Source organism: Nocardioides sp. CPCC 206348 (assembly GCF_048654705.1).
GTDB lineage: Bacteria > Actinomycetota > Actinomycetes > Propionibacteriales > Nocardioidaceae > Nocardioides.
The window spans coordinates 2,806-5,561 of sequence record NZ_JBMCZA010000079.1 but is presented as its reverse complement, the minus strand read 5'-3'; the positions used below and the strand labels follow the sequence as shown (position 1 = coordinate 5,561).

At 71.6% G+C, this 2,756-nt stretch carries 2 protein-coding genes; one reads left to right on the top strand and one right to left on the bottom strand.

From position 1 onward, the window contains the following. Positions 1-74 precede the first annotated feature (74 nt). Positions 75-1,628, bottom strand: a complete 1,554-nt coding sequence (locus ACOADB_RS03875; protein ID WP_378596616.1) for a phytoene desaturase family protein — start codon at positions 1,626-1,628, stop codon at positions 75-77. An 85-nt stretch (positions 1,629-1,713) separates the two neighbouring features. Between ACOADB_RS03875 and ACOADB_RS03870 the strand changes: the two genes are divergently transcribed. Next, entirely contained in the window at positions 1,714-2,667 is a 954-nt protein-coding gene (locus tag ACOADB_RS03870; RefSeq protein WP_378596615.1) for a pirin family protein, read from the top strand. Positions 2,668-2,756: the final 89 nt, after the last annotated feature.

Genomic DNA, 2,756 nt, shown 5'->3' with positions numbered 1-2,756 from the left:
GTGCATCTGGTGAAGCAGGGCGAAACGCTACCAGCGAACCACGGGTGGGGTGAAATCGGGCCGGGTTCGAGGCGTCAGCCGCCGAGGGTCTCCAGGACCGCCTGCGCGGCATTGTGGCCACCGAGGCCGCTGACTGCGCCGCCACGGCGAGCGCCGGCGCCACACAACAGCACGCCGTCGTACGACGTCTGGACGCCCCAGCGCTCACCCGGGGTCTCGAGCCGGGCCCGGTGCGGCGCCCACGGCCACTCGAGGTCGCCGTGGAAGATGTGGCCGCCGGGCATCGCGAGGTCGGCCTCGATGTCCTGCGGGATCTTCGCCTCGATGCAGGGCTGGCCGTCCGGGGTGCGCAGCACGACGGAGTCGATCGACTCCTCGAGCACGGCGTCCAGGGACGCCAGTGCCCGGCGGACGGCCTCGTCCCGGGTGCCGACGGGGTCCGTGTCGAAGAGCGACGCCGGCGTGTGCAGGCCGAAGTAGGTCAGCGTGTGGGTGCCGGCCGGGACGTCGCCGAGGATCGACGGGTCGGTGAGGGAGTGGCAGTAGACCTCGCCGGGCAACGGGTCGGGCAGCGCGCCGCTGGCGGCCGCGGACCAGGCGGCCTCGAGCTCGCCGTAGCCCTCGGCAAGGTGCAGCGTCCCGGAGAACGCGACCGCCGGGTCCAGGCCGGACCGCAGCCGCGGCAATCGCGACAGCAGGAAGTTGATCTTGAGCTGCGCGCCCTCGGGCCTGGTCGCGGGATCGGCGTCCTCGCCCAGCAGGGTGCCGAGCACCCAGGGTGCGACGTTGGCAAGGACCTGGCCGGCCTCGACGACGTGCTCGGTGTGGCCGTCGTACCAGCGCACCTCGCCCGACCTGATGGCGCGCACCTCGGCGCCCGTCACGATCGTGGCGCCAGCCGCGACCGCGGCCCGGGCGAGGGCATCGGTCACCGCGCCCATCCCGCCGACGGGCACCCGCCACTCACCGGTGCCGTTGCCGATCAGGTGGTAGAGGAAGCAGCGGTTCTGCACGAGGCTCGGGTCGTGGACGGAGGCGAACGTCCCGATCAGCGCATCGGTCGCGACGACGCCGCGCACGAGGTCGTCGGTGAACCGGCGTTCGATGGCCCGCCCGATCGGCTCCTCGACGAGGTCGCGCCAGATGTCGGGATCGACGGCGCTGCGCAGGCCGGCGTCGGTCTGGAGGGGTTGCGTCAGGGTGGGGGCCACGACCCCCGCCAGCCCCGCCACGCCCTCGTAGAAGGCCCGCCAGGCGTCGTACTCGCCATCGCTGCCGGTGAGGGCCCGGAACGACTCGCGAGTCGCTGCGCCCTCGTTGCGTTCGACGAGGAGGCCGGTGGCCCGGCCCTCCCGTTCGATCGGTGAGTACGACGCCGTCTGCCGGCTGACGAGCTGCAGGTCGAGCCCGAGGTCGGTGGCGATCTGCTCGGGCAGCAGGGAGACGAGGTAGGAGTAGCGGGACAGCCGGGTCGGGTAGCCCGGGAACGCCTGTGCGGAGATCGCCGCGCCCCCGACGTGGCCGAGGCGTTCGAGCACCAGGACCGAGAGTCCGGCACGGGCGAGGTAGGCGGCCGAGGTGAGGCCGTTGTGGCCGGCACCGACGACGACGACGTCGTAGCGGGACATGGGCTGAGCCTAGGCGGAATATCTCGTCCGGGGTTATGGTTGACATGGCAACTAACAACCACCACACCACTGGGAGGTGGGCCCGATGCCCGCAATCACCGTCGACGACCTGACTGTCCTGCCGCGCCTCAAGACGCCCGGACTGGGCGACCAGCCGCGACCCGTGTGGGAGGTGACCACCGCTCCCCAGGGCTACGAGGGGGAGGGCTTCCCGGTGCGGCGTGCGTTCGCCGGCATCGACATGCAGCGCCTCGACCCGTTCATCATGATGGACCAGATGGGCGAGGTGGAGTACGCGCCCGGAGAGCCCAAGGGCACGCCCTGGCACCCGCACCGCGGCTTCGAGACCGTCACCTACATCATCGACGGCGTCTTCGACCACCGCGACAGCCACGGCGGGGGCGGCACGATCACCAACGGCGACACGCAGTGGATGACCGCTGGCAGCGGCCTCCTGCACATCGAGACACCGCCGGAGTGGCTGGTGCAGTCCGGCGGGCTGTTCCACGGCGTCCAGCTGTGGGTGAACCTGCCGCGCGACTCCAAGATGACCGAGCCGCGCTACCAGGACATCCGGTCCGGCGAGGTCGCGCTGCTCACCAGCGACGACGCGGGTGCGCTCGTGCGGGTGATCGCAGGTTCCGTCGACGGCCACGACGGCCCCGGGTCGACGTACACGCCCATGGCACTGGTGCACGCCACCATCGAGCCCGGCGCCCGGCTCGACCTGCCCTGGAACGTCGACCACAACGCGCTGGTCTACGTCCTCAACGGCTCGGGCACGGTCGGCACCGCCGACGCCCGCCCGATCCGGATGGGACAGTCCGCCGTGCTCGGCGCGGGTGACTTCCTCACCATCACGGCCGACGAGCGGCAGGAGAGCCGGTCGCCGAAGCTCGACGTGATCATCGTCGGCGGCCAGCCGCTCCGCGAGCCGATCGCATGGGCGGGGCCGTTCGTGATGAACACGAAGCAGGAAGTGCTCAGCGCCTACGAGGACTTCCAGAAGGGCCGCTTCGGCCTGCCGATCGGCGGCTGATCACGCGCGGATCGCCTGCGGGGAGCCGGGTCGTAGCCTTCGGGCATGGCCCGGCTCTTTCGTGATGCGTACGGCGTCCCGCACGTCCG

Coding starts and splice junctions, on each gene's coding strand:
- ACOADB_RS03875 (WP_378596616.1), bottom strand. CDS start 1,628: ATGTCCCGCTACGACGTCGTCGTCGTCGGTGCCGGCCACAACGGCCTC.
- ACOADB_RS03870 (WP_378596615.1), top strand. CDS start 1,714: ATGCCCGCAATCACCGTCGACGACCTGACTGTCCTGCCGCGCCTCAAG.